Source organism: Algoriphagus litoralis (genome assembly GCF_003259255.1).
Taxonomy (GTDB): Bacteria; Bacteroidota; Bacteroidia; order Cytophagales; family Cyclobacteriaceae; genus Algoriphagus; species Algoriphagus litoralis.
In genome coordinates this window covers 155208-178918 of record NZ_QGOL01000011.1, presented here as the reverse complement: position 1 = coordinate 178918, position 23711 = coordinate 155208, and the positions used below count along the sequence as shown (strand labels likewise).

General features: G+C 44.7%; 20 protein-coding genes. 9 read left to right on the top strand and 11 right to left on the bottom strand.

The window, feature by feature from the left end:
* Positions 1 to 9 precede the first annotated feature (9 nt).
* The 5 genes from DK188_RS13890 to DK188_RS13870 form a co-directional block, all read right to left on the bottom strand.
* Positions 10 to 447: an ATP-dependent zinc protease family protein gene (locus tag DK188_RS13890; RefSeq protein ID WP_111671421.1), complete on the bottom strand. Its 438-nt coding sequence runs from the start codon at positions 445 to 447 to the stop codon at positions 10 to 12.
* Between the two features lie 4 nt (positions 448 to 451).
* On the bottom strand, positions 452 to 1582 hold the full coding sequence (locus DK188_RS13885; RefSeq protein WP_111671420.1) for a DNA polymerase III subunit: 1131 nt from the start codon (positions 1580 to 1582) through the stop codon (positions 452 to 454).
* A 10-nt stretch (positions 1583 to 1592) separates the two neighbouring features.
* The gene (locus tag DK188_RS13880) at positions 1593 to 2789 is read right to left on the bottom strand and encodes a GlmU family protein (protein WP_111671527.1); all 1197 of its coding nucleotides are present in this window, start codon (positions 2787 to 2789) and stop codon (positions 1593 to 1595) included.
* Between the two features lie 69 nt (positions 2790 to 2858).
* Positions 2859 to 3104 carry a type B 50S ribosomal protein L31 gene (locus DK188_RS13875; protein WP_111671526.1) on the bottom strand — a complete coding sequence of 82 codons (246 nt, stop codon included), beginning with the start codon at positions 3102 to 3104 and terminating at the stop codon, positions 2859 to 2861.
* A 250-nt stretch (positions 3105 to 3354) separates the two neighbouring features.
* A complete protein-coding gene (locus DK188_RS13870) occupies positions 3355 to 3975 on the bottom strand; it encodes a carboxypeptidase-like regulatory domain-containing protein (RefSeq protein ID WP_232825743.1) in 621 nt (206 codons plus the stop codon).
* Positions 3976 to 4105: 130 nt separating this feature from the next.
* Between DK188_RS13870 and DK188_RS13865 the strand changes: the two genes are divergently transcribed.
* The 5 genes from DK188_RS13865 to DK188_RS13845 all read left to right on the top strand — a co-directional run bounded on the left by DK188_RS13865 (position 4106) and on the right by DK188_RS13845 (position 8421).
* Positions 4106 to 4489 carry an ArsR/SmtB family transcription factor gene (locus tag DK188_RS13865; RefSeq protein WP_111671418.1) on the top strand — a complete coding sequence of 128 codons (384 nt, stop codon included), beginning with the start codon at positions 4106 to 4108 and terminating at the stop codon, positions 4487 to 4489.
* Positions 4490 to 4496: 7 nt separating this feature from the next.
* Positions 4497 to 5192: a YjjG family noncanonical pyrimidine nucleotidase gene (locus DK188_RS13860; RefSeq protein WP_111671417.1), complete on the top strand. Its 696-nt coding sequence runs from the start codon at positions 4497 to 4499 to the stop codon at positions 5190 to 5192.
* Positions 5193 to 5264: 72 nt separating this feature from the next.
* Positions 5265 to 6899 carry an L-glutamate gamma-semialdehyde dehydrogenase gene (pruA, locus tag DK188_RS13855; protein ID WP_111671416.1) on the top strand — a complete coding sequence of 545 codons (1635 nt, stop codon included), beginning with the start codon at positions 5265 to 5267 and terminating at the stop codon, positions 6897 to 6899.
* Positions 6900 to 7025: 126 nt separating this feature from the next.
* The gene (locus DK188_RS13850; RefSeq protein ID WP_111671415.1) at positions 7026 to 7397 is read left to right on the top strand and encodes a VOC family protein; all 372 of its coding nucleotides are present in this window, start codon (positions 7026 to 7028) and stop codon (positions 7395 to 7397) included.
* A gap of 58 nt (positions 7398 to 7455) precedes the next feature.
* The gene (locus DK188_RS13845) at positions 7456 to 8421 is read left to right on the top strand and encodes an NAD(P)-dependent alcohol dehydrogenase (RefSeq protein WP_111671414.1); all 966 of its coding nucleotides are present in this window, start codon (positions 7456 to 7458) and stop codon (positions 8419 to 8421) included.
* A gap of 8 nt (positions 8422 to 8429) precedes the next feature.
* Here DK188_RS13845 and DK188_RS13840 read toward each other — a convergent pair whose 3' ends face one another.
* The 3 genes from DK188_RS13840 to DK188_RS13830 all read right to left on the bottom strand — a co-directional run bounded on the left by DK188_RS13840 (position 8430) and on the right by DK188_RS13830 (position 11354).
* Positions 8430 to 9176: a hypothetical protein gene (locus DK188_RS13840; protein WP_111671413.1), complete on the bottom strand. Its 747-nt coding sequence runs from the start codon at positions 9174 to 9176 to the stop codon at positions 8430 to 8432.
* A 5-nt stretch (positions 9177 to 9181) separates the two neighbouring features.
* The gene (locus DK188_RS13835) at positions 9182 to 9829 is read right to left on the bottom strand and encodes a glycosyltransferase family 2 protein (protein WP_111671412.1); all 648 of its coding nucleotides are present in this window, start codon (positions 9827 to 9829) and stop codon (positions 9182 to 9184) included.
* Between the two features lie 163 nt (positions 9830 to 9992).
* On the bottom strand, positions 9993 to 11354 hold the full coding sequence (locus DK188_RS13830; protein WP_111671411.1) for a M28 family peptidase: 1362 nt from the start codon (positions 11352 to 11354) through the stop codon (positions 9993 to 9995).
* A 265-nt stretch (positions 11355 to 11619) separates the two neighbouring features.
* On the opposite strand from DK188_RS13830, the gene DK188_RS13825 reads away from it, so the two are divergent.
* Positions 11620 to 14424, top strand: a complete 2805-nt coding sequence (locus tag DK188_RS13825) for a PQQ-dependent sugar dehydrogenase (protein ID WP_111671410.1) — start codon at positions 11620 to 11622, stop codon at positions 14422 to 14424.
* 79 nt (positions 14425 to 14503) lie between these two features.
* Here DK188_RS13825 and DK188_RS13820 read toward each other — a convergent pair whose 3' ends face one another.
* A complete protein-coding gene (locus DK188_RS13820) occupies positions 14504 to 15430 on the bottom strand; it encodes a C1 family peptidase (protein WP_111671409.1) in 927 nt (308 codons plus the stop codon).
* A gap of 282 nt (positions 15431 to 15712) precedes the next feature.
* Here DK188_RS13820 and DK188_RS13815 point away from each other — a divergent pair, with 282 nt between their 5' ends.
* The 3 genes from DK188_RS13815 to DK188_RS13805 all read left to right on the top strand — a co-directional run bounded on the left by DK188_RS13815 (position 15713) and on the right by DK188_RS13805 (position 20202).
* Complete coding sequence (locus tag DK188_RS13815; RefSeq protein ID WP_232825742.1) at positions 15713 to 18037, top strand: DUF1549 domain-containing protein; 2325 nt, start codon at positions 15713 to 15715, stop codon at positions 18035 to 18037.
* 5 nt (positions 18038 to 18042) lie between these two features.
* On the top strand, positions 18043 to 19470 hold the full coding sequence (locus tag DK188_RS13810) for a DUF1501 domain-containing protein (RefSeq protein WP_111671407.1): 1428 nt from the start codon (positions 18043 to 18045) through the stop codon (positions 19468 to 19470).
* A 147-nt stretch (positions 19471 to 19617) separates the two neighbouring features.
* Complete coding sequence (locus DK188_RS13805; RefSeq protein WP_111671406.1) at positions 19618 to 20202, top strand: YceI family protein; 585 nt, start codon at positions 19618 to 19620, stop codon at positions 20200 to 20202.
* A gap of 107 nt (positions 20203 to 20309) precedes the next feature.
* On the opposite strand, the gene DK188_RS13800 is transcribed toward DK188_RS13805, so the two are convergent.
* Together DK188_RS13800 and DK188_RS13795 are read right to left on the bottom strand one after the other, a co-directional pair.
* Positions 20310 to 20807, bottom strand: a complete 498-nt coding sequence (locus DK188_RS13800) for a hypothetical protein (protein WP_198673021.1) — start codon at positions 20805 to 20807, stop codon at positions 20310 to 20312.
* Positions 20808 to 20985: 178 nt separating this feature from the next.
* Positions 20986 to 23652, bottom strand: coding sequence for a TonB-dependent receptor (locus DK188_RS13795; protein WP_157963240.1), 2667 nt, complete (start codon positions 23650 to 23652; stop codon positions 20986 to 20988).
* Positions 23653 to 23711: the final 59 nt, after the last annotated feature.

The window sequence follows — 23711 nt, the reverse complement described above, 5'->3', positions numbered from 1 at the left end:
TTGATTTAATTACTTTTTGCGAAAGGCCTTGGAAAGGTTGATGCAGTTCACATCGACCAGAAACCTGTCACGAAGGATTTTTCTCCCCAGGAGAATGGAATTTTTCATACTGGAGCGATCCGAGAGCGTGAATTCAGCAGAGAAAGATTCTCCCGCAATTCTGATTCTAGTAGTGATCAGGTACCGAGTCTCTGCCTGACCAAAGGAATTTTTCACCTTCTTCTGTCGGTACTCTTTAAAAGAAACCGTCTTGCCGGTAAAATCCTTGTGCCCTTCCATTAATACCTCAAATTTCAACACGTTTACTCCGTCTACAATTTCTTCACGGATATGTTCGGCATGAAGGCTGCTGGTATAGGCTCCGGTGTCAATTTTAGCCCAAACTAGCTTGAGACCCAAGTCAGGAAGGGCGATTTTTTCCTTCCGTCCGATTATTTTTTTTTCCATCAATTTACTTTTTCTGGGCCATCATGACCAGAATCTCCATCGAAAGATCGGTAAAAATCATCTTTGCATTCCCATTTCTTTCCAGATGATAATGTGCCTGATTGAAGGAGTCGTAAAGTTTCATGGCATGGTCTTCAGTAAGTACGCGCTTACTGATCGCATTGATGAATTTTCGGTCTTCCTCTGTGGTCCTAAGCAGGGAGTCTAAATCAAAATTTTTCAATAATATTTCCCGAGTCACATTCAGGCCGGTCAGCATCAGTGATTTTTGAGATTCTTTTGGCTCCTTATGAAACTTGTCCGCCAGGTCAAAGATCTCCTTGAGGTCTTTGGACACACAGAGACGGAACCAATCGCGGATCTGTGACACCTGCTTATCTTCGACCTGATCCACCATTCGGTAGGCTTCCCGCATGTTACCATCGGCCAACATGGCGATCTGCTCAGCAGACTTACTATCGCAAAGCCCTGTCCCGACTAAGTGGGAAGTGATTTCCTCATCAGAAAATGCGCGCACCGAAATCTTCTGCGTCCGCGACAAGATCGTCGTCAAAAGCTGATCAGCTTGAGAGGTGACGAGCATAAAAATGGTTTTTGCGGGTGGCTCCTCGATGATTTTCAGCAAAGCATTTGCTGCTGAAGGGTGTAGAAACTCCGGAGCCCAGATCAGCATGATTTTATACCCGCCCTCAAATGACATCAGCGAAAGTGCCTGAATGATCTTGCGGGCTGATGCTTTGGAAATATTCAGTTGCTTCTTCTCAAACCCATTGAAATAGATGAAATCATGTACATTCCCGTAGGGCAAAGTCGTTGCAAATTTCCTCCAACTGGTCAGTACATCAGTTTTTTCATCGTCATCTTCTTCTTTTTCCTTAGCGATCACCGGAAAGGCAAAATTCAAATCAGGCATCACCAATCGACTCATACGCTGGCAAGAGGGGCATGTCCCACAGGAATCACTTTCGGAGGGATTCTCACAATACATAAAAGTCGCCAAGGCTAAGGCTAGAGTCAGATTAGCAGAGCCTTCGGGGCCATGGAAAAGCAGTGCGTGAGCCAAATGATTGAACTTGACCGCATTGATTAGCTTTTCTTTGGTCTCGGGCAGTCCTGGAATTTCTGAAAATTGCATAATAAGTCGATCAGGTTGTTTTATCCCAAATTCTATAGCTTTTGGTCAAATCAAAAACCCGTTCGATAATTTCCTTGTCTTCTTGGGTCCAGTCTTTTCCTCTTCGACCGTATACCGCCTTTACGGTCTCTTCAAATTTAGGCATGGAAAAGGTAGAAAAACCCGCAGCTCCGCCCCACGAAAAGGAGGGGATAAAATTTCTGGGAAATCCGTCCCCAAAGATATTCGAACCGACTCCCACCACTGTACCGGTATTGAACATGGTGTTTATTCCACATTTGGAGTGATCTCCCATCATCAGTCCGCAAAACTGCAGTCCCGTATTGGAAAATCCTCCTTTGGTATAATCCCAAAGTTTTACCTGAGCATAGTTGTTTTTCAGATTTGAGGTATTGGTATCAGCGCCTAAGTTACACCACTCGCCAATCACCGAATTCCCCAGAAATCCGTCATGCCCTTTGTTGGAATACCCAAAGAATACCGCATTGGAGATTTCTCCGCCGACTTTGGAATAAGGCCCCACGGTCGTGTCACCTCTAAGTTTTGCTCCCATATTGACCGTAGATCCTTCACATAGCGCAAAAGGTCCACGGATCAGAGCCCCTTCCTGGATTTCAGCGTTTTTGCCAATGTATATCGGTCCCGCTTCAGCGTTGAGCACTGCTGCCTTTATTTTCGCTCCCACTTCAATAAAAATATTCTCCGGCGCGTAGCATACGGTGTGTGGATCGCTCAGCGGTTGCGATTCCCTACCCCTAGTCAAAAGGGCATAGTCCTTCTTCAGCTCTGAAGCATTAAGCTGAAAAATATTCCAGGTTTTTTGGATCAGAGCAGGATCAGTATCCAGATGAATGGCCTCTCGGTCTGAGACAAAGCTTAGATTTTTCTCAGTTTCACCGATGTAAGTCGCCAGTAATATCTTCCCCCAAAACAAAGCCTGATTTGGCTTTAATTTTTTTAGCCGACCAATGGATTCAGGATCGGGAAGCCAAGCCCCATTTACCGCCATAGCTGGTGCCGAATTTCTGGGGAATTTAGCTTGGAGGTACTCCTGAGTCAAATAAGAAACTTCCATATTGGCGTACTTGTGCCATTTCTCGGAAATCTTAAGAATCCCAACCCGAATATCCGCGACAGGACGGGTAAAAGTGAATGGGAGAAGCGACCCCCGAATCGCAGGATCGTCAAACAATAGAATCTGGTTCATAGGGCAAAAATAAAAAAGTCTCCCGGAATCCATGCTCCGGGAGACTTTTTCGGCGACAGCCGAAGCAAATTACTTCTTCGCGTATCTTTTGTTGAATTTTTCAACTCTACCTGCAGTGTCAAGTAGCATTTTCTTGCCAGTGTAGAAAGGATGAGACTCAGAGCTTACTTCGATTTTGTAAACTGGATAAGTCTTGCCATCAGTCCATTCCATAGTTTCGCTAGTCTCGATAGTAGACTTAGTCAAAAACTTGAACTCGCTTGACGTATCGTAAAACACGACGTCTCTGTAATTTGGATGAATATCTTTTTTCATGTGATTATTATTGTTTTTACCTGTCACATGGAACCTCGCTTGAAAAATGCCTATCCAAACCGGATATTCACCTTAGGCTCGATTTCATGATTTAGCTAGTTTTCTATTGCTTTTCAGAAATGAGTCGCAAAGATATCCTTTTAAATAAATTTGACCAAATGTTTACCAAGGATTCTTTCTCGAATCAGCAAGTAATTTTAGCCCAAGGCAATACCAATCTGGAAAGCACATCCTTAAAGAAGGACTGATTCTAGTTTTTGCTTTTCAAATCACCCCGTTTGATGGATCTGATAAATTGAGACCAAGCAAAGGGATCAAGTATGCGGAGTGGCCTAGGACCGTAGAGATCTTGATTTTGGAGCATCTGACCCTGCTGGAAATAGCGGAAATTTTCCCCTCCCGAAGCAGGCATGGATTCAGCCCAGCGGAGCAGCATTTCCGGACTCATGTTGGATCGGCTGATAGCCATCGGGTCGACCACATTCATGGCTATCACGGCTTTTTTGAATTCTTCCTCCGTAGGATAAGGCATGACTTCGATTTCTGCCAAGGCAATTTCATCCACTTGCATGGTCAGAATCAAGCTGATTCGGTCATTATCTACTTTTTCAGGGACTTTGAAGGATTGTTTTTTCAAACCGATAAACGTAAACACGACACTGTCCCCTTCCAATACAGGCATCGAAAAGTAACCAAATCGCCCACTGGATGTACCACGCCCTTTTTTCGGAACATATATATTCACCCCAGGCACAGCATCTGTACTGTCAGCATTCAAGATGATACCGGAAAGCTGGATTACTTTCCGCTCTTGCTCATCTTGGGCAAAAGCTCCGGAGGGATTGAAAATAATTCCCAAACCAAAAATCAGAACGAAAGGAAGAAGCTGAGTAATTTTCACGAATATTGAATCTGTTGATAGCCCGAAAAGCTTTTGCGATTTTAATCTAATTTCGGTTGAAATTTTATTTTCGATCCGATTTATAAGTTAAAACTTACTAATGAGACTCAAAAATATCAGTTTAACCTATGGATTGCGAATTTTTAAGGCACTTTCCGAAGAATCTCGTGTCAGAATCATCCATTTACTCTTGCTAAACAAAGAATTGAGCATCTCTGACCTAGAGCATATTCTTGATTTCACCCAAACAAAAACAAGCCGACACTTGATATACTTAAAAAACGCCGGATTGTTGGGAAGTCGACGGGTGGATCAGTGGATGTTTTATTACATTTTAGAAGAATACATCGAAATCATTCAGCAGATCTTCAAGTTTATCCAAAAAGACCCTAGCCTCATCCGAGATCAGGAGACCTTCGAAATCCTGAAATCCAATCGTGAACTGGCGATAAACAAAATTCAATACAATCAATACAGACGCTGAATCCTACTTGAAAACTTACCAACATTTATTCTTCGATCTCGACCATACGCTTTGGGATTACGATCGAAATGTTTCCGAATCCCTTTCTGAACTTTACCAGATTTATCAGTTACAAGAAATGGGCATCCCAACCTTTGAAAAGTTTTTCGAGGCTTTTCACGCAGTCAATTTCCAACTTTGGGATTGGTATAATGTAGGGAAAATTGACAAGCTTAACCTGCGAAAGGAACGCTTCCCTAGGATATTCACCCACGCAGGTGGCAATGCCCTAGCTATTCCCGCTGAATTCGAGGAAGATTTCATGAACCGTACTTCTTCCAAGCCGCATGTGTTTCCTTACTCAAAAGAAATCCTGACCTATCTCCAAGGTAAATACCGACTCCACGTCATCACGAATGGTTTCAATGAATCTCAGGCTAAAAAACTGAATTCTTCAGGCCTGAATATATTCTTTGAACTGATCGTAACCTCAGAAACGACAGGCCATAAAAAACCCGATCCTAGGATATTCCTACATGCTATGGAACTGTTGGCCACTGTGCCGGAACTTTGTTTGATGATCGGAGATAATCCCAATTCAGACATCCTTGGAGCACAAAACGCCGGAATTGATCAGGTGTATTTTAATCCTGAGGGAAAAAGTACTGACCTGAAACCAACCTATACAATTGCCCACCTCCGTGAATTGGAGGAGCTTTTGTAAGTCTAATCACTTCCCATTCGGGACCGATCCATTATCTTTGCCCGCTCAGAAACCATATAAACTCCAGATATTATGCTAAAAGGATTTTTCAATGTTCCTACTCCAGTCAACGAGCCGGTAAAAGCCTATGCACCGGGCAGTCAAGAGCGAAAAGAACTACAAAAAGCGCTCGCAGAAGCACGGTCCAAACAGGTAGATGTGCCGATGTATATCGGAAGTGAAGAAGTGAGAACTGGAAACACTCATCCCATGTCCCCTCCTCATGATCACCAGCATATTTTAGGATACTTCCATGAAGGGGACGCCTCACATGTGACTCAAGCGATCAATGCTGCCTTGGGAGCAAAAGAGGCCTGGGAAAATTTAGCGTGGGAGCAGCGAGCAGCGATTTTTCTAAAAGCAGCTGATCTGTTAGCGGGCCCTTACCGGGCAAAAATCAATGCAGCCACCATGCTTGGGCAATCTAAAAATGCCATGCAGGCTGAAATCGATGCCGCTTGTGAATTCATTGATTTCTTGCGGTTCAATGTGAAGTACATGTGCGAAATCTACGCTCAGCAGCCTCCTGTATCAGGAAATGGCGTGTGGAACAGATTGGAACAGCGTCCATTAGAAGGCTTTGTTTTTGCCTTGACTCCATTCAACTTTACGGCTATCGCTGGAAATCTCCCTACTTCTGCAGCGATGATGGGAAATACTGTGGTCTGGAAGCCTGCCTATACGCAGATCTATTCCGCAAATGTGTTGATGGAAGTATTCAAAGAAGCTGGTGTCCCTGATGGCGTCATTAACCTGATCTATGTCGATGGGCCGACTGCAGGTGACATTATTTTCAAGCATCCCGACTTTGCCGGAATTCACTTCACAGGGTCCACTGGAGTATTCCAACACATTTGGAAAACTATAGGAGCAAACATCAACAAATTCAAATCCTATCCGCGAATAGTCGGTGAGACAGGCGGCAAGGATTTCGTCTTGGCCCACAAATCTGCAGATGCTAAAGCTGTGGCGGTAGGATTGGTTCGAGGTGCATTTGAATATCAAGGTCAAAAATGTTCTGCCGCTTCCCGCGCCTATATCCCTTCCAATCTCTGGGAAGATGTCAAAAAATACATGCTCGAGGATCTCGCTTCCATGAAGATGGGCGGTACAGAAGATTTCAGCAACTTCATCAATGCTGTAATCGATGAGAAGTCATTTGACAAAATCGCCAAGTACATCGAAGACGCGAAGAAAGCTCCAGGTGTGGAAATCATCGCTGGTGGAAACTTTGACAAGTCAAAAGGATATTTTATCCAGCCGACCGTCATTCTGACCCAAGATCCGATGTACACCACGATGTGCGAGGAGATTTTCGGACCTGTTTTGACCATTTATGTCTATCACGAGGAGCATTTCGAGACGGTATTGGAGCTAGTGGATCAGACTTCTCCGTATGCTTTGACAGGAGCAGTATTCTCCCAAGATCGATACGCAGTAGAACTTGCTACGCAAAAGCTGAGAAATGCCGCGGGCAATTTCTACATCAACGACAAGCCAACCGGAGCAGTAGTCGGACAGCAGCCGTTTGGCGGTGCAAGAGCTTCCGGAACCAACGACAAAGCCGGTTCCATGATCAACCTGCTGCGATGGGTTTCACCACGTACGATCAAGGAAACTTTTGTCTCACCGACAGATTACCGATATCCATTTTTAGGAAATGACTAAAAAATACGAAGCCCCGATTTTTAGAAATCGGGGCTTTTTCATTTTTATAAGCCTTAGTTCTTTTGATCCAACATCAAAAAAGACAGATGGAATTCTTATTTTCAATGAATCAAATCCGGGCTCAACATGAAATTAGGTGCATTTTCCATCAGTCTTTCAGTTAAAAATCTGCAAGTATCCAAAGAGTTCTACGAACATTTGGGATTCACCGTATTCGGTGGAAGTGAGGAGATGAATTATTTGATTATGAAAAATGAAGATACCCTGATCGGACTTTTTCACCAGATGTTTGACAAAAACATCCTGACATTCAATCCGGGTTGGGACCAAAGCGCCAAAACACTGGATTCATATGATGACGTGAGGACCATTCAATCCCAGCTGAAGAATAAGGGAATCCAACTCGCTCAGGAAGTAAACCCCGGAACATCTGGACCTGGGAGTATACTTTTTTTTGATCCTGACGGAAACACCATTCTGATTGATCAGCATCGATAAATTACGTTTTTAGAATGCTGGAATGATTTTTAATTTTTCCCCATCTCAAAGTATCCTTATGAAAGCCTCCGTCCGATACAATTACGGCCCTGTCGAATCCGTCCAAGTTCTTGATATTCCAATCCCGGAGCCAAAACCCAATGAAATCAGAATTAATGTAATGGCCACTACGGTCAATCGAACAGATCTCGGCGTGCTGACAGGAAAGCCCTACCTGATGCGTGCATTTGCCGGTTTTCCAAAACCAAAAGTGCCAGTGACTGGAACCGATTTCGCAGGAGTTGTAGACAAAATTGGGGATGGTGTGAAAGATTTCAAAGTTGGAGATCGTGTATGGGGATTTGGCGACAATGGAATAGGAACGCATGCTGAGTACGTCTGCTTTTCTACAGAAAGAAATATTCTGAAAATTCCCGATGGCATTGATTTTCACAAAATCGTGGCCTGTGCCGAAGCAGCACACTATGCCTATAATTTTTTGAACAAAGTAAAATTAGAACCGGGAAATCATGTCTTAGTCAATGGAGGAACTGGCGCGATAGGTTCAGCCGCCGTTCAGTTATTGAAAACTAAAGGAATTACCGTAACTGCGGTTTGTCATTCCATCGATGTGGACAAAGTAAAAGCATTGGGCGCTGATCGAGTCATTGCTTTGGAAAAAGTAGATTTTACACAGGAGAAGATGGCATACGACTTCGTCTTTGACGCTGTGGGAAAGAGTCGGTTTTCCTTGTGCAAGCCCATACTAAAACCAAAGGGAATTTACATTTCATCCGAACTTGGACCCAACTGGGAGAACCTGACATTTGCACTCAGCACACCGATTTTTGGCGATAAAAAAGTCATTTTCCCGATTCCATTGAACATTTTGGAAAGCATGAATTATGTCCAGCAATTGGTATTGTCAGGCCAGTTCACGCCGTTGATTGACGATCGGACATTTTCTCTGGATGAGGCGAAAGCTGCTTTCTCCTATGTTGCTTCAGGAAAAAAAATCGGCAATGTCATCCTTAGAATTGGATAAAGACCACCTTACTTGTGCCTAAACCAACAATCCATTCTCTCGGATTCATAGCCCTTGAACTGCGTGTTGATCGGAAAGCCATGATTCAGCCGATCAGCAAATTGGGTTCTGGCCACATAATTGAATGCTCCCATATCCAAAGTAAAGGACGTTTTGTTACGAATCGTGATCGTTGAGTGGATCCAGCAGAGTTCCTCAAGGAGCGAAAGCATCGTTTCAGTCCGGCCACCGATCACGCCACAATTCAAAAGTTTATTCCCTTTGTACTTTTCTTCAAAAAGGTGAAAGTCAGAGATCCAATCCCGAAGGTGTCTACAATGATTCTTCATCCAGGGATTATCCAAAATTTCAGCCTCATCACAACAGAATAAGCTGCTTGGGTTCCGAATGAAAAAAGGATCAGAAAAAGGATTGTTCACCACCTCCACATCAGAGATATCTGTGAAAAATACCTGCTCGATCTGAGATTGATGCTTTTTCAGAAAGTCGAAATACACCAAATACCGATAGACGTTCGCATTCAACGTGGTGTTGAAATCTACTTTGATGAATTGGATGTTTTTATTTTCATTTTCAGCAATTGTCTTTTCGGAAAAAGTATTGTGAAAAACGACCCCTTTCAAGTCAAGTTTTTGGATGGAAAGACACCACTTTTCGATAAGCAGGAAATTGTCCTCTGGGAGTAATTCGCTTCGGTTGACATCAAATACTCCGGTGAAAAGAGAGGCACAGATTAAATTTTTCGAGATTTTCATCCTGATCAGGAAAGCGCCAACCTGTTGAGTTTATGCATGGCAGTGATGCTTGAGGCGATATTCCGATAGTAGATATAGGTTCGTTTTTGGGACTTTTTTACCCGGTATTGCTTAGCTGCTTGCTCGTAAAAATGGGAATCGGCTGAATATTGATTTTCGAAGTGGATGGATCTGAATACCTCCTTTTTCCCAAACAATGTGGCAAATAGTATACAGTCGTCGACGTGGATATTTTTATGCAAATCATACTTATCGGCCACGTAGTAATCCTCATTACTGGACACGACCGTCTCAGTAAGGGATGAAATCAGATCCGCATGCTCCATTTCATGCATGCAGGAGCTGAGGTGATTGGGCTTGTATTCATCGTCTGCGTCGATGATCGTGATATACTCCCCTTTGGCAAAGTGGACTGCCCGATTGATGGCAAGGGATTGACCCTGATTTCTGCAACGGATGTAGCTGGTTTTCTCTTGGTAGCTGGCGCAAAACTGAATCATCTGAAGGCTCAACTCCACCTTGCTTCCATCATCGATGACCAACAACTCAAAGTCCTCAAAATCCTGATTCAGTACCGAATCAAGCGCTCTTTTCACCAATTCAAACGGGGTATCAAACACCGCCATCAGCACACTCACCTTCACTTTGGTCATTCTATTCTTATTGGGCGAGCCATTCAAAGGCTCAAAATCGGCTGCAATAACTACCTTTCTTTTAGCATTACTGCTAAAAAATTAAAAACAACCTGTTAATAAATAGTTTAGTGACAAGAAAATGAAACTGCCTATTCATAAATCCAAAGGATCACTATAGCTTTCAAATCCCTTCCTGATCAATGAGGTAAACCAACGCTGCCATGGCTGCAGCCCCAAGTTCCAACTCCCGCTGATCCACGGCTTCAAACACATCCGCTTCGGTGTGATGGAGGTAAAAGTACCGCTGTGAATCCGGCTTCAGCCCAATCAAAATCGGCCCCTGATCCCGCAACGGACCTATATCGGCGCCTCCTCCCGGCTTGTCCAGATTCCATAGCTGATAGGGCAAAAGCAAATCTCCCCAAGACTGAAGCTTGGCCCGCTGCGCCTCTGTTCCTGTAGAGGTAAAGCCCGTCGGCAAAAATCCTCCTGAATCTGATTCGATCGCAGCGATGTGTTTTTCACCTTTTGCTTTGGCTACTTTTGCATATTCCTGACCTCCCCGCAGGCCATTTTCCTCGTTCATCCACATCACGGCTCTAAGGGTCCGCTTCGGTTTCCAGCCCATGGACTTATACAGTCTTAAAACTTCAATCGCCTGAATGCAGCCTGCTCCGTCATCATGGGCACCTTCTCCCACATCCCAAGAGTCAAGATGACCTCCTACTGCGATGATTTCTTCCGGCTTTTCTGATCCCCAAAGCTCCCCGATTACATTGTAGGAAAGTTGGTCTGGCTTCATCTCTCCGTGCGATTCCAAGTACACTCTCAGGTCCGGCTGATCTTCCAGCAGATCGCTGAGCAGCTCAGCATCTGCGGTGCTGATCGCGATTGCAGGGATTTTGGGAAAGTCAGGATTGTAGCGTTGATTTCCGGTATGGGGAATGTCATTGACTGTCGGGCTGAGCGAACGGACCAAAGTCCCGATCGCTCCTAATTTCGAAGCCTCCCCTGCCCCAGAACTCCTCTGAGCATTTGCACCACCATACGCTTGAAAAGCATCAACTTTCCGAGGATCCATCGGGCCGTTAAAAAAAACAATTTTGCCCTTTACTTTCTCTCCCAAGGCACGAAGCTCCTCGATGCTTTTCACTTCGATCAGCTCACCCACCAGACCTTTGGGCCCGGTACCCTGAGTATTTCCCAGAGCCAAGGCGTTCAATTCCACCGTTCCATGTTTTGAAGAATTGACGATTTTGACGACATCCTTCCCTCCGCGCTCCCAGTGTGGCACCATTACAGGTTGGAGATACACAGTGTCAAATCCGTAACTTTCCATCAATTGACGCGTCCACTCTACAGAAGCTGCAGCACCCGGAGAACCCGCCAATCGATGTCCAATTTTCTTGGTGAGATACCGGAGATTTTGATACGTATGCCCTTGGGAAAGCTCGGTCTCAAAAATCAGTTTGATGTTTGTTTCGTGATTTTGAGCTAGTAATAAACCTGGCAAAATCAGAAGTAGAAATAGGATTTTTTTCATGAGATATCAGACTTGAATCAAAATATAAGGAAAGCAGAATTAGCTTAAATGATTTTTTGACCAATGGAAATAGTGAAATATTCTTATTCGCAAATCAGGAATGTAAAAACCTTCGTATTCCTCAAACTATCAATCATTTCCACGCTTCATTTATCCTATTTTCAGACCGCATCAGAAATAAGTTTTGGAAATTGAGATTCTTTTGTTCACAATTGAGACAATAGAAAAAATACCCTTTTAAAAAACGTCTCAAATCCAATAACCTATGTTAACCAGATTCCTATGGAAAGTACTCCCAGTACTTTTTTTGAGCTTGGGATTTTTGTCCTGCAAAACTGAGGACGATCCCACCATTAAACCCGAAGATAATCGCTTCACCAAAGTCGTCCTCACTGAAGGCATGGACGAACCGATGGAAATGACATTCCTGCCTGATAGCCGGATCCTCATTGTAGAGCGAAAAGGCGGGGTGAAGATTTTGGATGAAAAAACGGGTGAAATGACTCTAGTCGCCACCATTCCTGTCAATACGAAATACACCAACAAAGAAGGGGTAGTGCGTGAGGCCGAGGAAGGGCTGATGGGCGTGATCGCTCACCCGGACTATGCAAAAAACAATTGGATCTACATGTATTATGCCGATCCGACTGATTCAAAGCACGTGTTGGCTAGATGGGAACTCAAAGGAAATGAACTCATCGAATCCTCCAAGAAAATTGTCCTCGAGGTACCGACTCAGCGACAGGAATGTTGTCACACCGGAGGCGGGATGGTCTTTGATGCAGAAGGAAATCTTTTCCTGACTGTGGGAAACAACACCGTAAATCCACGTGAAGGCTCCTCGAATCTCGATGAAAGACCTGGAATGGAAAATTCGGATGATCAGCGTGCTCCGGGCAACACCAACGATCTGCGAGGAAAAATCCTCAGAATTCACCCGGAAGATGATGGCACTTATACCATTCCCGAAGGCAACCTTTTCCCTCAGGGAACAGAAAAAACCCGACCGGAAATTTATACCATGGGCCACAGAAACCCTTGGAGACCAACATTGGATAGCAAAACAGGTTATCTCTATTGGGGAGAAGTGGGTCCGGATGCTTCCGTAGATTCCATCTGGGGACCCAAAGGTTACGATGAATTCAATCAGGCAAAAGGCCCGGGATTCTTTGGCTGGCCGTACTTTATCGGAGATAATTTTCCTTACAACAGACACAATCACGCAGATAGCTCCTATGGTGCGCCTTACGATGTCAATGCCCCTGTCAATGAATCGGTCAACAACACCGGTTTGCGGGAGCTTCCTACACCTGTAGTGCCTGCGATGATCTACTATCCCTACGGCACCTCTGAGAAATTCCCTGAATTGGGAAGCTCGGGACGGAGTGCTACCGGAGGACCTGTTTTCAGAAAAGCAGATTATAAAGAAGGTGCGCCTTTCGTTTTTCCCGCTTATTATGAAGGAAAATGGTTGATTGTAGATTTCATGAGGGGATGGATTTTTGCCGTGACGATGGATGAAAACGGGGATTACCAAAGCATGGAGCGATTTCTTCCAAACGAAACCTTCAGCTCAGCAATTGACATGGATTTCGGCCCTGACGGCTCACTTTATATTTTGGAATACGGCTCGGCATGGTTCCGTGGCAACGCCAACTCCCGCTTGATTAAAATCGAATACAACGCCGGCAATAGAAAACCAAACGTCACTGCGGAAGCAGACAAAACCTCAGGAGCAATCCCATTGACTGTCAATTTCTCTTCAGAAGGCACCAATGATTATGACGACTATGACCAAGGCAAACTGGCCTATGAATGGAATATAACCAACGCATCTGGTTTTGATCAGACTTTGACGGAGGCCAATCCAAGTTTCAACTTTACCGAAGCAGGTACTTATCAGGTAAACTTGACCGTCACCGATACGAAAGGAGAGCAAAACTCCGCTTCTTTGGAAGTGATCGCGGGAAATGAGCCTCCAGTAGTTGTCATTGATTTTGGCGGGAAGAATCGTAGCTTCTGGTTTGGTGAAAACGAATTAGATTATTCCATTTCCGTAGCAGATCAAGAAGACGGAAGCACGACTGACGGCAAAATCAAAGGGGAAGAAGTTGCCGTCACCTTCGATTACGTGCCAGCAGGATTTGATCCGATTGAGATTGCGTCCAAGCAAAGTGGGGTCGAAAACGCGGCTATCCTAAATCTAGGAAAAAACCTCATCGAAGCCAGCGACTGTAAGTCTTGCCATCAATACGAGGAGAAATCTATCGGTCCAAGCTATGCGGCAGTGGCTACCAAATACCCTAACTCAGAAGAGAACACTAAATACCTCATTGGCAAAATCATCAATGGCGGATCAGGCGTTTGGGGCGATCATGGCATGAGTGCTCACCCTTCATTGAGCGAAACGGATGCCAGAAGAATGGTGGATTACATCCTTGCCATGGATGATACTCAGGCCAATATTGCTTCCTTGCCATTAAGCGGAAAAGTAAATGCAGTCGTGCCAGAAGGAGAAAACGGCCAAGGCAGCTTCCTACTCAGGGCTTCTTATGCGGATAAAGGGGCCGGAAATATCAGCTCACTCAATGGACTGGACTATGTGGCCTTGAAAAACCCGTTTATCAATCCTCAGGCTTCGGTCGAGCGTAAGGGCGTACAGCTTTTGACCACACCTAGTGTGAATTTCTTCATGGCTGGTGACAACTCCCAGTTTGCGCTCAAGCAAATCGACCTGACGGGAATTCAGCAAATCGATGTCTTATCAGCCATAAACCAACGAAATGGAGGTATCGGAGGAGCTGTTGAGATCCGTCTCGGTTCACCTACGGGCGAATTACTAGGTCAGTCTGAAAAGATCGGAAGAAAAGAAGGCGGAGGATTCAGACCTCCTCAGGGAGTCAATCCGATTGAGTGGAGAAGACAAAATGCCAACCGGGCAATCGTGAAAATCAAACCTACCAGTGGCATGCAGGATCTGTATTTTATCTTTAAAAATGCCGATGCAAAGGGTGATCAAGTCCTGATGAGTATCTTGGAGATTGAGTTCAAAAATGTCCCTTCAGATTGATAAATCAGAATAAAAAATGAAATCGGCCCCGGGAAAATGTTTTTCCGGGGCCGTTTTTTTATACCAAACTTTACTTTTTCTAATTCAGGACCACCAATGCCTGACAAAGTACACGGAATGGATTATTTACCTCAAATACATTTTCAAATGCTTCATAATCCACCCAGACAAAACCCTGATCTCCCCATCCTTCTCCCCAAGAGTTCACCAGTTTAAAAGCTTTGTATTGATCCGAATAGCCGACCACGAGCATCGCATGCGCTCCAAAGATTTTGTCCTTTTTCACCCGATGAGGACGGTAGGCGCTCAGCCCCATCTCATCTTTTTTGCCAAACTCCGGATCCAACCCCATTGCCACCACCACAGGATTACCCTGAGTGATGAGCGTTTTCACTTCATCCACCATATTTTGACCACTTAGGAATTTGAAATCATTCATTTTAAAGTTGCTGGCATTTGCACGTTGTTCTTCATTGGGCTGCAGATTGCATCCAGTGGATTGATAAGGAAAAACTTCCAACTCGCTCGCTCCCTGATCTACCAAAAGCTGCAGGGATTTCGAAATTGAGGTTCCCTTGCATTGCCCTTTAGTGATCTGATTGTAAACGAAAGAAGGACTCAGTTGGACCCCTTGAGTTCGTGAGTTATTTTCACTGAAGTTGTAAAGCAAGCTTCTTCCGTAATACGTGGTAGCCCAAGCTGTACAGGATCCCAAACGACCTTGGTTTCCTACCTCTGGAAGAAAATTGGAAAGGTCAAAAGATGCCGGAAGGTTATTCGGAATGACTAGGTTTTGGAGTGTTTTTTCGCTTTCGGGGGCACCCGCTGAGAATCCATAGCAATAGGAATTCTCACATCCCATCCAATATTCCTCCCCTTCCTCAGAGATAAAAACATCGCCATTTTGGGTAAGGGGATCTATTTCAAGGACAGATGTGAATTCATTTTTATCAACGCAACTCGCTATGAAAATCAGACAGGGAAAAAATAGGTAGGATAGCCTCATAAATCATTTGTTGAATTTTGAATTGACAACGAAATAATCTTTCCCTACGCTACAGACTTGCAAATTTTTCTCTTTCATTAGGATAAAAAATCAAAGCCAAGGACAGTTTACTAAGCTTAAAGGCTTATATTTTTGGCTACTGAATATCAGCGAATGACTTCTATAATTGATGTTTTTACTGTTTACCATTGGACGGAATTTTTCCCCATTCCCACACTGATTCTCGGCAATAACTTCCTTTCAGATTTATGGCCGTTCCAGCTTTTAGGACGACTTCACCCGATGCTGGTCCATTTCCCCATTGCGCTGCTCTTGGTAGCTGTGGTGATGGAGCTCTTTACCTTGGGAAGTTTCCGCCACAGCTTCCGGCCAGCTATCCGTTTTTTGGTCATTTTAGGAGCAGTTTCAGCTTTGGGATCAGCAGGGCTGGGTTGGCTTCTTGCCGAGAACGAAGGCATGTCAGGCAGTACCCTTGACCTCCACCGCATCATCGGTCTGAGCAGTGCCGGTCTTTCGGCCTTTCTTTTGGCTTTGCTGCGCAAAAGTGAACTCAACCCATCGACCACATCGATCAAAACTTACCGATTTTTCCTTTTCTTGACTGGTATTGGCATTGGAGTATCCGGACATTTTGGCGCGGCTTTGACCCATGGAGAAGATTACCTCACAGAAGTTTTGCCGAGCAATAATGGACAAGACGCTCCCCAATCCCTGACTGTAGACTTGGCTGCCTTTGCTTCCGAGCTTTCGCCGGAAAAAGAAATCCAACTCGTGACCAATGTCCGATCAGTCCTAGCTCACAACTGCTACAAATGCCACTCTGGTGCTAAAATCGAAGGAGAGTTGCGATTGGATGAACAGGAATTTGTCTTTGCAGGAGGCGAAAGCGGTCCCATCATCGTTCCCGGAGATCCCAGTCAAAGTGAATTGATTCGCCGAATTTCCCTACCTAAAAACCATAAAGATGTGATGCCCGAAAAGGGCAAACTCCTTAGCAAGGAAGAGATTCAGCTACTGACGCTTTGGGTGCAAAAAGGCGCACCCTGGCCCGATGGAGTCGCCCAGCAGTCGGTGTACCGGGTGGCTGCTTTGGCACCGAGAAAACCAAATTTGCCTCCTGCGAAACCCGGTTTGGAAAACCCAATTGATCGATGGGTCGATCAGTACTTCGAGCAAAACCAACTTTCTTGGAACACCCCGGTAGATGACCGGACTTTTCTGCGAAGAGCATCACTTGATATTATTGGGCTTTTGCCTACTCCAGAAGAATTGGAGACTTTTCAGTCGAACACACATCCCAACAAACGGGAAATCTGGATTCAAAATCTGCTTAATCGCAGCGATGATTACAGCCAGCATTGGTTGACCTTCTGGAACGACGCGCTCCGAAATGACTACACCGGTACCGGTTACATCACGGGTGGACGATTCGCTATCACAGACTGGCTCTACACATCCATCCGGGAGAATAAACCCTATGATCAATTTGTCAAAGAATTGATAAACCCGAATGAAAAATCCAAAGGCTTCATCGAGGGCATCCGCTGGAGAGGTACCGTCAACGCCTCCCAGCGTACCGAAATGCAGGCAGCCCAAAATGTCGGGCAGGTTCTTTTGGGATTGAATCTGAAATGCGCCTCCTGCCACGATAGCTTTATCAGCGACTGGAAACTGGAGCAGGCTTATGCTTTTGCCAATATTTTCGCAGACTCCACTCTGGAAGTAAGCCGCTGCGAGCAGCCTACCGGCAAACTAGCCCAAACCAAAATCCTCTGGGAGGAGCTTGGAGAAATTGACTCTATGGCTACCAAAGCCGAAAAGCTACGGCAGCTCGCCGACCAACTCGTGCAACCTGCCAATGGCCGAATGTACCGCACGGTGGTCAACCGAATCTGGAAACAGCTCATGGGGCGAGGCATGGTAGAGCCGGTAGATGAAATGGACAATGCGCCCTGGAGTCAGGACTTGCTGGATTGGTTGGCGGTAGATTTTGTGGAAAATGGCTATGACCTCAAGCGTCTGATCTATCAGATCACCACCTCTAAAATCTACCAAAGCCCTTCGATCACCGTAGCCTCACCTGAAAAACTACTTTCCCAAGACTTCAAATTCCAAGGGGTTATTCGTCGCCGAATCACAGCAGAGCAGTTTGCAGATGCTGTGGCGGAAATTTCTGCCCCGCTTTTTGACTCAGTCGAAGTCAAATTCCGTCCTTACCAATTGATTCCCGAGGCGAAAACCAATCTAAGCTTTGCAAGGGCATCTTTAGTAGCAAACAATGAATTTCTAAAAGCACTTGGTCGTCCCAATCGGGAAATCGTCTCCACCAGCAGAGATTCCCAAGCAAGTCTGCTACAAGCTTTGGAGCTTAGCAATGGGGAAAAACTGAACAAATCACTGGTCAAAGGAGGTGAAAAATGGGCGGCGGCATTCACCGATCCGGTGATCCTCACGGAAAATCTCTACGCCAAAGCTCTGCTCCGAAAACCAAGTCCCAAAGAACTCGAAGTGGCTCAAAAAGCTCTTGGCCTAAAACCCAATACTGCAGCTGTCCAAGATTTACTTTGGGCAGTATTCCTCTTACCCGAATTCCAATTGATCTACTGATTGCCATGAAATACCTCCAAACCCGACGGGACTTTCTCAAGAAAACCAGCGCTGCGGCCATTTCAACGATGGGCATGGGGGCTCCATTCGCTGGATTGCTTTCCTCTTGCGAAAGTAAAATACCGACAACCGCCGACTCGGTGATTTTGCTTTTCATGGCTGGTGGCATGGCCCATACCGAGACGTTTGATCCGAAGAAATTCACCCCTTTCCGCAAAGGAATGGAAGCCAAGGAAGTGCTGAGTACTTTTCCTTCCATCCCAACCAAACTGGATGGTATCTTCCTTTCCGAAGGATTAGAAAACATCGCTTCGGTACTGGACAAAGGCACTTTGATTCGATCTTATCAGGCAGCTGACTTGGGACACATTCTCCATACAAGACATCAGTATCATTTTCACACTTGCTATGAACCACCGCAATCCGTGGTAGTTCCTCATTTGGGAAGCTGGATCGCTAAGGAAAAAGGCCCACTCAATCCGGTTATCCCTCCCTTCATCAATATCGGGCAGCGCTTTACCGTCGGGGAAGGAGAAGAACTGAAAGCCTTTCACTCTGCCGGATTTTTAGGTTCGGAGTACGGGCCTTTTCTCATTCCTGATCCTTCTGCCGGATTGGAAGCGGTAAGACCTCCCGTGGGAATGGACTACAAACGTTTTGAAGGGAGAAATCAGCTTTACAATGACCTGGTCGCTGCAAGTCCTATGGGGGAATTTGGCTCGGATTACCAAAAGGAATCCCTCAAACGATCCATGGAACAGGCATACATGTTGCTCAATTCTCCCGAAGCCAAGGCCTTTGACCTCAGTCAGGAACCTAAGGAAAGTTATGATAAGTATAACACAGGTCGCTTCGGATTGGGATGCCTTTTGGCAAAAAGACTCGTGGATCAGGGTGCTCGATACATCACGGTGACTACCGAATATGAGCCATTTTTCGGTTGGGATACCCATGACAACGGCCATACCCGCCTCACTGACATGAAGAAACTGATCGATGGCCCAATTGCCCAACTCATCAAAGACTTGGATCAAAGTGGCAAGCTAGACCGCACGATGGTGATCGTAGCCAGTGAATTTAGTCGGGACATGCTGATGGAAGGCCGACCTGACCTCAAGGTCCAAGACCAGGTGGAAGTACCCGATATCATCGAGGACATGAAAAACTACGGCATGCACCGGCACTTCACAGATGGTTGTTCCGTGTTGATGTTCGGAGGAGGAATCAAGAGAGAGCATGTCTTTGGAAAAACCGCCGACGAGCGCCCCTGCAAGACCATCGAAAATCCGATCAAAATCGAAGGGATCCATCAGACCATTTATCATGCCTTGGGAATTCCTCCCGATAAAAACTACGAAATCGAAAAGCGGCCTTTCTACACCACACCTGATGGACATGGGAAGGTGGAGTTTGGGCTTTTGGCAAAATCATAAACAAAAAATTTATTTTACCACTGGATCTATTTTATTTACCTTTCATCAACTTTCAAGAACTCAAAATTCGGCTTCCGTTAAACATTTTGATTCATCAAGAGTCTAAACCTTTAAACCAAAAAAATTCAACCCAAATCAGTTAGTCCTATGAAAATGATTACAACACTAATCCTAGCATTCGGAGCATTATTGGCAACGAATGAAAAAATGGCTCCTGCCACAGTGAACAAAACAGAAAGCACAGTTACCTGGAAAGCCAGCAAAGTAACCGGAGAGCATTGGGGCTATGTGCCCATTTCTGATGCGAAACTTGACTATTCAAATGGAAAAATTACCGGTGGATCCTTCGAAATGGACATGACAAACCTGACTGTAGAAGATCTGACAGATCCAAAATCAAAGGGAAATCTGACCAATCACCTGAAGTCTGATGATTTCTTTTCGGTGGAAAAGTTCAATAAATCAACTTTTAAAATCACGAATGTAAAGTCGACTAGTGCTACAGATTATACCATCACTGGCGATTTGACGATCAAAGGAATTACAAAACCTGTAAGCTTCCCTGCCAAAGTAGCCGTAGCCGGCAACAAAATGACCGCCACTGGCACAATTAAGTTTGACAGAACTCACTATGATATCAAATTCAGATCAGGTAACTTTTTCGAAGACTTGGGTGACAAGATGATTTACGATGAAGTGAATTTGGATGTGAAGTTGGTAGCGACAATTTGATAGGATTTAATAGTCTCACTAGATCAAAATCGAAAATTAAGAGGCTGTCTCATTCATGAGACAGCCTCTTTTTATATCAATCACGTCTAAATTTCGAATACTGTTTTCTATTTCACAATTAATGCATCGATGTCAAAACCATCTTTGGTCAGCTCTATTTCTTGAATAAATTCCGCAGTCATAACCAACGTATAATCTTCATATTTTGAAATAATCTGCAAAGACAAACACCCTCCGGTTTCTTTTAAATATGGCCCAAACCCTCCAAGATTATGATTTTTAAAGGGTTCAGGATTAACTTTTATTTCCTCTGAGAAAAAATAAATGGTCGAGTTTTCTCCGCTTGTCATCTCAATACCCTTACATAATTTTCCCAAGACGATTTTTTCCTCCGAAATACCTTTGAATTTCACTTTCTCTCCAAATGCATTAGCCGCATCGAGATACATAATGTTTCCATTCTTAGGATAGAAATACCGGTTAGTTTTAGAATTATATAATTGCTGAAAATTTTGACTTTGGCCATAGGATATATAATTCTCCCGATTGATGTAGTAGTGCTGAACTGAATCATTTTCAACCAGCATTTTTTCTGTTATATCCACCCCATCTGGACTAAAATATGAGTATCTATAAATTATGTACCCTTCAAAGTCCTTGGATTGAGAAAAGGCAGTGAAACAAATGGAGACGAAGAAGGAAAATAAAATAAATGACTTCATTATAGGGGAGAGAAATGTTCATTGAAAATTAGTTGAATTAAATTTCCCTTACAACAATTTACTACAAATCATACTTCACCGTCAGCAATCCATATCTAGGCTGAACTAGATAGGCATACGTGCTGATGAGATTTTCGCTGAAACTGTCTCGACGAATCGATCGGGTATCCAGAATGTTCCAAACCGAAATTCGAAATTCCCAAGGGCTTTTCTTGCCTTGATAGCCTAGAAAGGCGTTCAAAAACTCAAAGTCACTTCGGATTCCACTGGCCTGATTGAGGTAAGAATTGTAGGTGTAATCCGCATTCAACTTGAGCCCTTTATAGATATCCAGGTCGATTTCCACCTTGGGACTGTGGGTGGAAAAGGTGTTTTTGATCGCCCCGGAAGTATAGTTGTTGGTAGTGAACGCATAACTCAGATCCACTTCTAAAATCTTGAAAAAAGTAGAAGTAACCTTGAAGTCGTAAGTCTGAGAAACCTGCTCATTTCTGGAAGGCCTTTCATCCAAAATGAGATTGGCAGAATAGGCATTCCACTGTCCTCCTGCCTCCAATTTGAATCGGCTGTAGCGCTTGTCCATCCGTAGATCCCCAGTGAGTGATTCATTGACAGGTTCCACATTGACGACGGAAAGCAGCCGATTTATTCCCGCAAAATCCGTGGTAGTAATGAGTTCGTCACGCTTGCGCTGCCAGTTTAGATTCCCGTAGAGATTCAATCCTGTAAAGAAATCAAAATGACTATAATTCAGGGCATGAGTATAATACAGGCCATTTTCTAGCAATCGGTTACCTTGGAAAATCGAATTGTAATCCTGAAGCACAAATCCTTGAGCAAGCTTTTGGATGTCCATAAAGTTTGCTTCAGTCTGGAATCTGTAAGTCAGGGATTTATTTGATTTAATGTTCCATTTAGAATAAAATCCCGGCAACACCATGACTTTCTCCTGACTGAGCTCATTTCCGAATTGCAAATCCTGCCAAGCAAAACGATGAAGAAAAACCGATGGACTGACAATGAACTTTTTCCACTTGGTCTTAAAGGTCATCCCCAAGTAAACATCCTGAAAGCCGAAATCCGCATCGTTTTCAAATGCTTCGAAGCTTTGCTCTGAATCCACCTGATTGAGGCGCCCAACCAAGGTCTGAGTGATGCTTTGGATACCCAAAGACCAATTCAGGTGATTGGTAGCATTCAATATATGGTAATAGTTAAAGGCTGCTTCTAATGTCTGGGAGTGGATCTCCTGCTGCAGAAGAAAGCGGTAGCGCTCTTGGTCTTGGATAGGCAAGAGACCAATGAAAGGTTTCTGGTTGGTGGTCAGATCAAAAAGTGGATCCTGAAATTTCTTTTCCCAGTTTCCTTCGAAAGAAAATACACGCTTCTCACTCGGTGCATGGTACCACTCTGCTTTTTGTTGAACACTGTAGGGAGTGCGCGACTGAATTGTCGCCAGATTTTGGTCGATTTGCCCAAAATTGGAATTGAGCAGGTTTGAATTTGCAATTTCACTAAGCTTGCCAAAGGCACTGTACTTGAAATACGTCTCTTGGCTTGGGGTGTAGGTCAAGGCATATTTCATCAGGCCGGATTTATTTTCCACTCGACTGGCAGTGGTCAGGAGTTCCTGATTGCTTTCGCCAGAATTGAGATAGGTTCGTAGCGATGAGCTGCCCAGTTCGTTTTCGGAGGTGGACGCTATGACAAACCCAGCGTGTCTCCATTTACTACTTGGATTGAAATTGAAGTTAAACGCACCCAAGCTTGTCTCCAGAGAGGCTGCATTATCCCGACTGGCAAGTGGAATACCCAGATCATCTCCTCCGAGCGAGAGCCTGGATCCCGACCGACTACCCAATCCCCCCATTCCGCCAGAAAATCGAAAATAATCCGACAGTGAAAAGGTCTGTTCGCCTACATTATTGGATCCCGCGATGAGATTGAGATTTAGTTTCGGCGCGTAGTAAAACACATTGGCATGTCCCAAGTATCGCTCCTCCGGTCCGCCTCCAGCCGTGACATCTCCAAAGACCATGTTCTTTTTCCCTTCTTTAAGCTGAATATTTAAGGCAAGCGTTTCATCCGTGTCCAAGCCCCGCATAGGCGAAACTTCATTGAAGTTTTTAAGAACCTGAACACGATCCACCGCATTTGCAGGTAGGTTTTTGGTCGCGAGTTTGGTGCTGCCGTCAAAGAATTCTTTGCCATCGACCAAGACTTTGTCGACCTTTTTCCCCTGCACTTTGACATCCCCATTGTCATCGATCTGGAAGCCCGGAAGCTTTTCCAGGACATCTTCCAGTTTCCGCTCATTGCCGGTGGTAAATGCATCTGTCTTGTAAGTAAGCGTGTCTCCCTTCATGGTCACGGGCATCTCCGAAACCACCTCCACCAAGCCTAATTCGGTATCGCTTTGTTTGAGAATGATCTGCATCTGAACTTCCGGATCCCATGCTGAAATGAGTCTTTCAAACTGCTGGTAACCCACAAAAGAAACTCTGAGCAGGTATTCAGCGCCGGGAGCCAGGGTGATTTTAAATCGACCCTCGGCATTGGTAATTCCAAATCCTCCGATTTTTTGGGTACTTTGATTGATCGCGACCACATTGGCATAGGCGATCGGATTATCCAAGCTATCCAAAACCTGCCCGACCAAGGGTTTGGTTTGAGAAAAAGAGGGAAAGGAAATCAGGAAAAAGCCAAGACAAATTAGAGCTCGATACAATCCAAATATTGATGTTTTTAAAACTTTCGGTGAGTGAAGACACACACCGGGGAAATCCG

Bases quoted from the DNA above. Each gene is read 5' to 3' on its own strand.
- DK188_RS13890 (WP_111671421.1), bottom strand. From the start codon at position 447: ATGGAAAAAAAAATAATCGGACGGAAGGAAAAAATCGCCCTTCCTGAC.
- DK188_RS13885 (WP_111671420.1), bottom strand. From the start codon at position 1,582: ATGCAATTTTCAGAAATTCCAGGACTGCCCGAGACCAAAGAAAAGCTA.
- DK188_RS13880 (WP_111671527.1), bottom strand. From the start codon at position 2,789: ATGAACCAGATTCTATTGTTTGACGATCCTGCGATTCGGGGGTCGCTT.
- DK188_RS13875 (WP_111671526.1), bottom strand. From the start codon at position 3,104: ATGAAAAAAGATATTCATCCAAATTACAGAGACGTCGTGTTTTACGAT.
- DK188_RS13865 (WP_111671418.1), top strand. From the start codon at position 4,106: ATGAGACTCAAAAATATCAGTTTAACCTATGGATTGCGAATTTTTAAG.
- pruA (WP_111671416.1), top strand. From the start codon at position 5,265: ATGCTAAAAGGATTTTTCAATGTTCCTACTCCAGTCAACGAGCCGGTA.
- DK188_RS13850 (WP_111671415.1), top strand. From the start codon at position 7,026: ATGAAATTAGGTGCATTTTCCATCAGTCTTTCAGTTAAAAATCTGCAA.
- DK188_RS13845 (WP_111671414.1), top strand. From the start codon at position 7,456: ATGAAAGCCTCCGTCCGATACAATTACGGCCCTGTCGAATCCGTCCAA.
- DK188_RS13840 (WP_111671413.1), bottom strand. From the start codon at position 9,176: ATGAAAATCTCGAAAAATTTAATCTGTGCCTCTCTTTTCACCGGAGTA.
- DK188_RS13835 (WP_111671412.1), bottom strand. From the start codon at position 9,829: ATGACCAAAGTGAAGGTGAGTGTGCTGATGGCGGTGTTTGATACCCCG.
- DK188_RS13830 (WP_111671411.1), bottom strand. From the start codon at position 11,354: ATGAAAAAAATCCTATTTCTACTTCTGATTTTGCCAGGTTTATTACTA.
- DK188_RS13825 (WP_111671410.1), top strand. From the start codon at position 11,620: ATGTTAACCAGATTCCTATGGAAAGTACTCCCAGTACTTTTTTTGAGC.
- DK188_RS13820 (WP_111671409.1), bottom strand. From the start codon at position 15,430: ATGAGGCTATCCTACCTATTTTTTCCCTGTCTGATTTTCATAGCGAGT.
- DK188_RS13815 (WP_232825742.1), top strand. From the start codon at position 15,713: ATGCTGGTCCATTTCCCCATTGCGCTGCTCTTGGTAGCTGTGGTGATG.
- DK188_RS13810 (WP_111671407.1), top strand. From the start codon at position 18,043: ATGAAATACCTCCAAACCCGACGGGACTTTCTCAAGAAAACCAGCGCT.
- DK188_RS13805 (WP_111671406.1), top strand. From the start codon at position 19,618: ATGAAAATGATTACAACACTAATCCTAGCATTCGGAGCATTATTGGCA.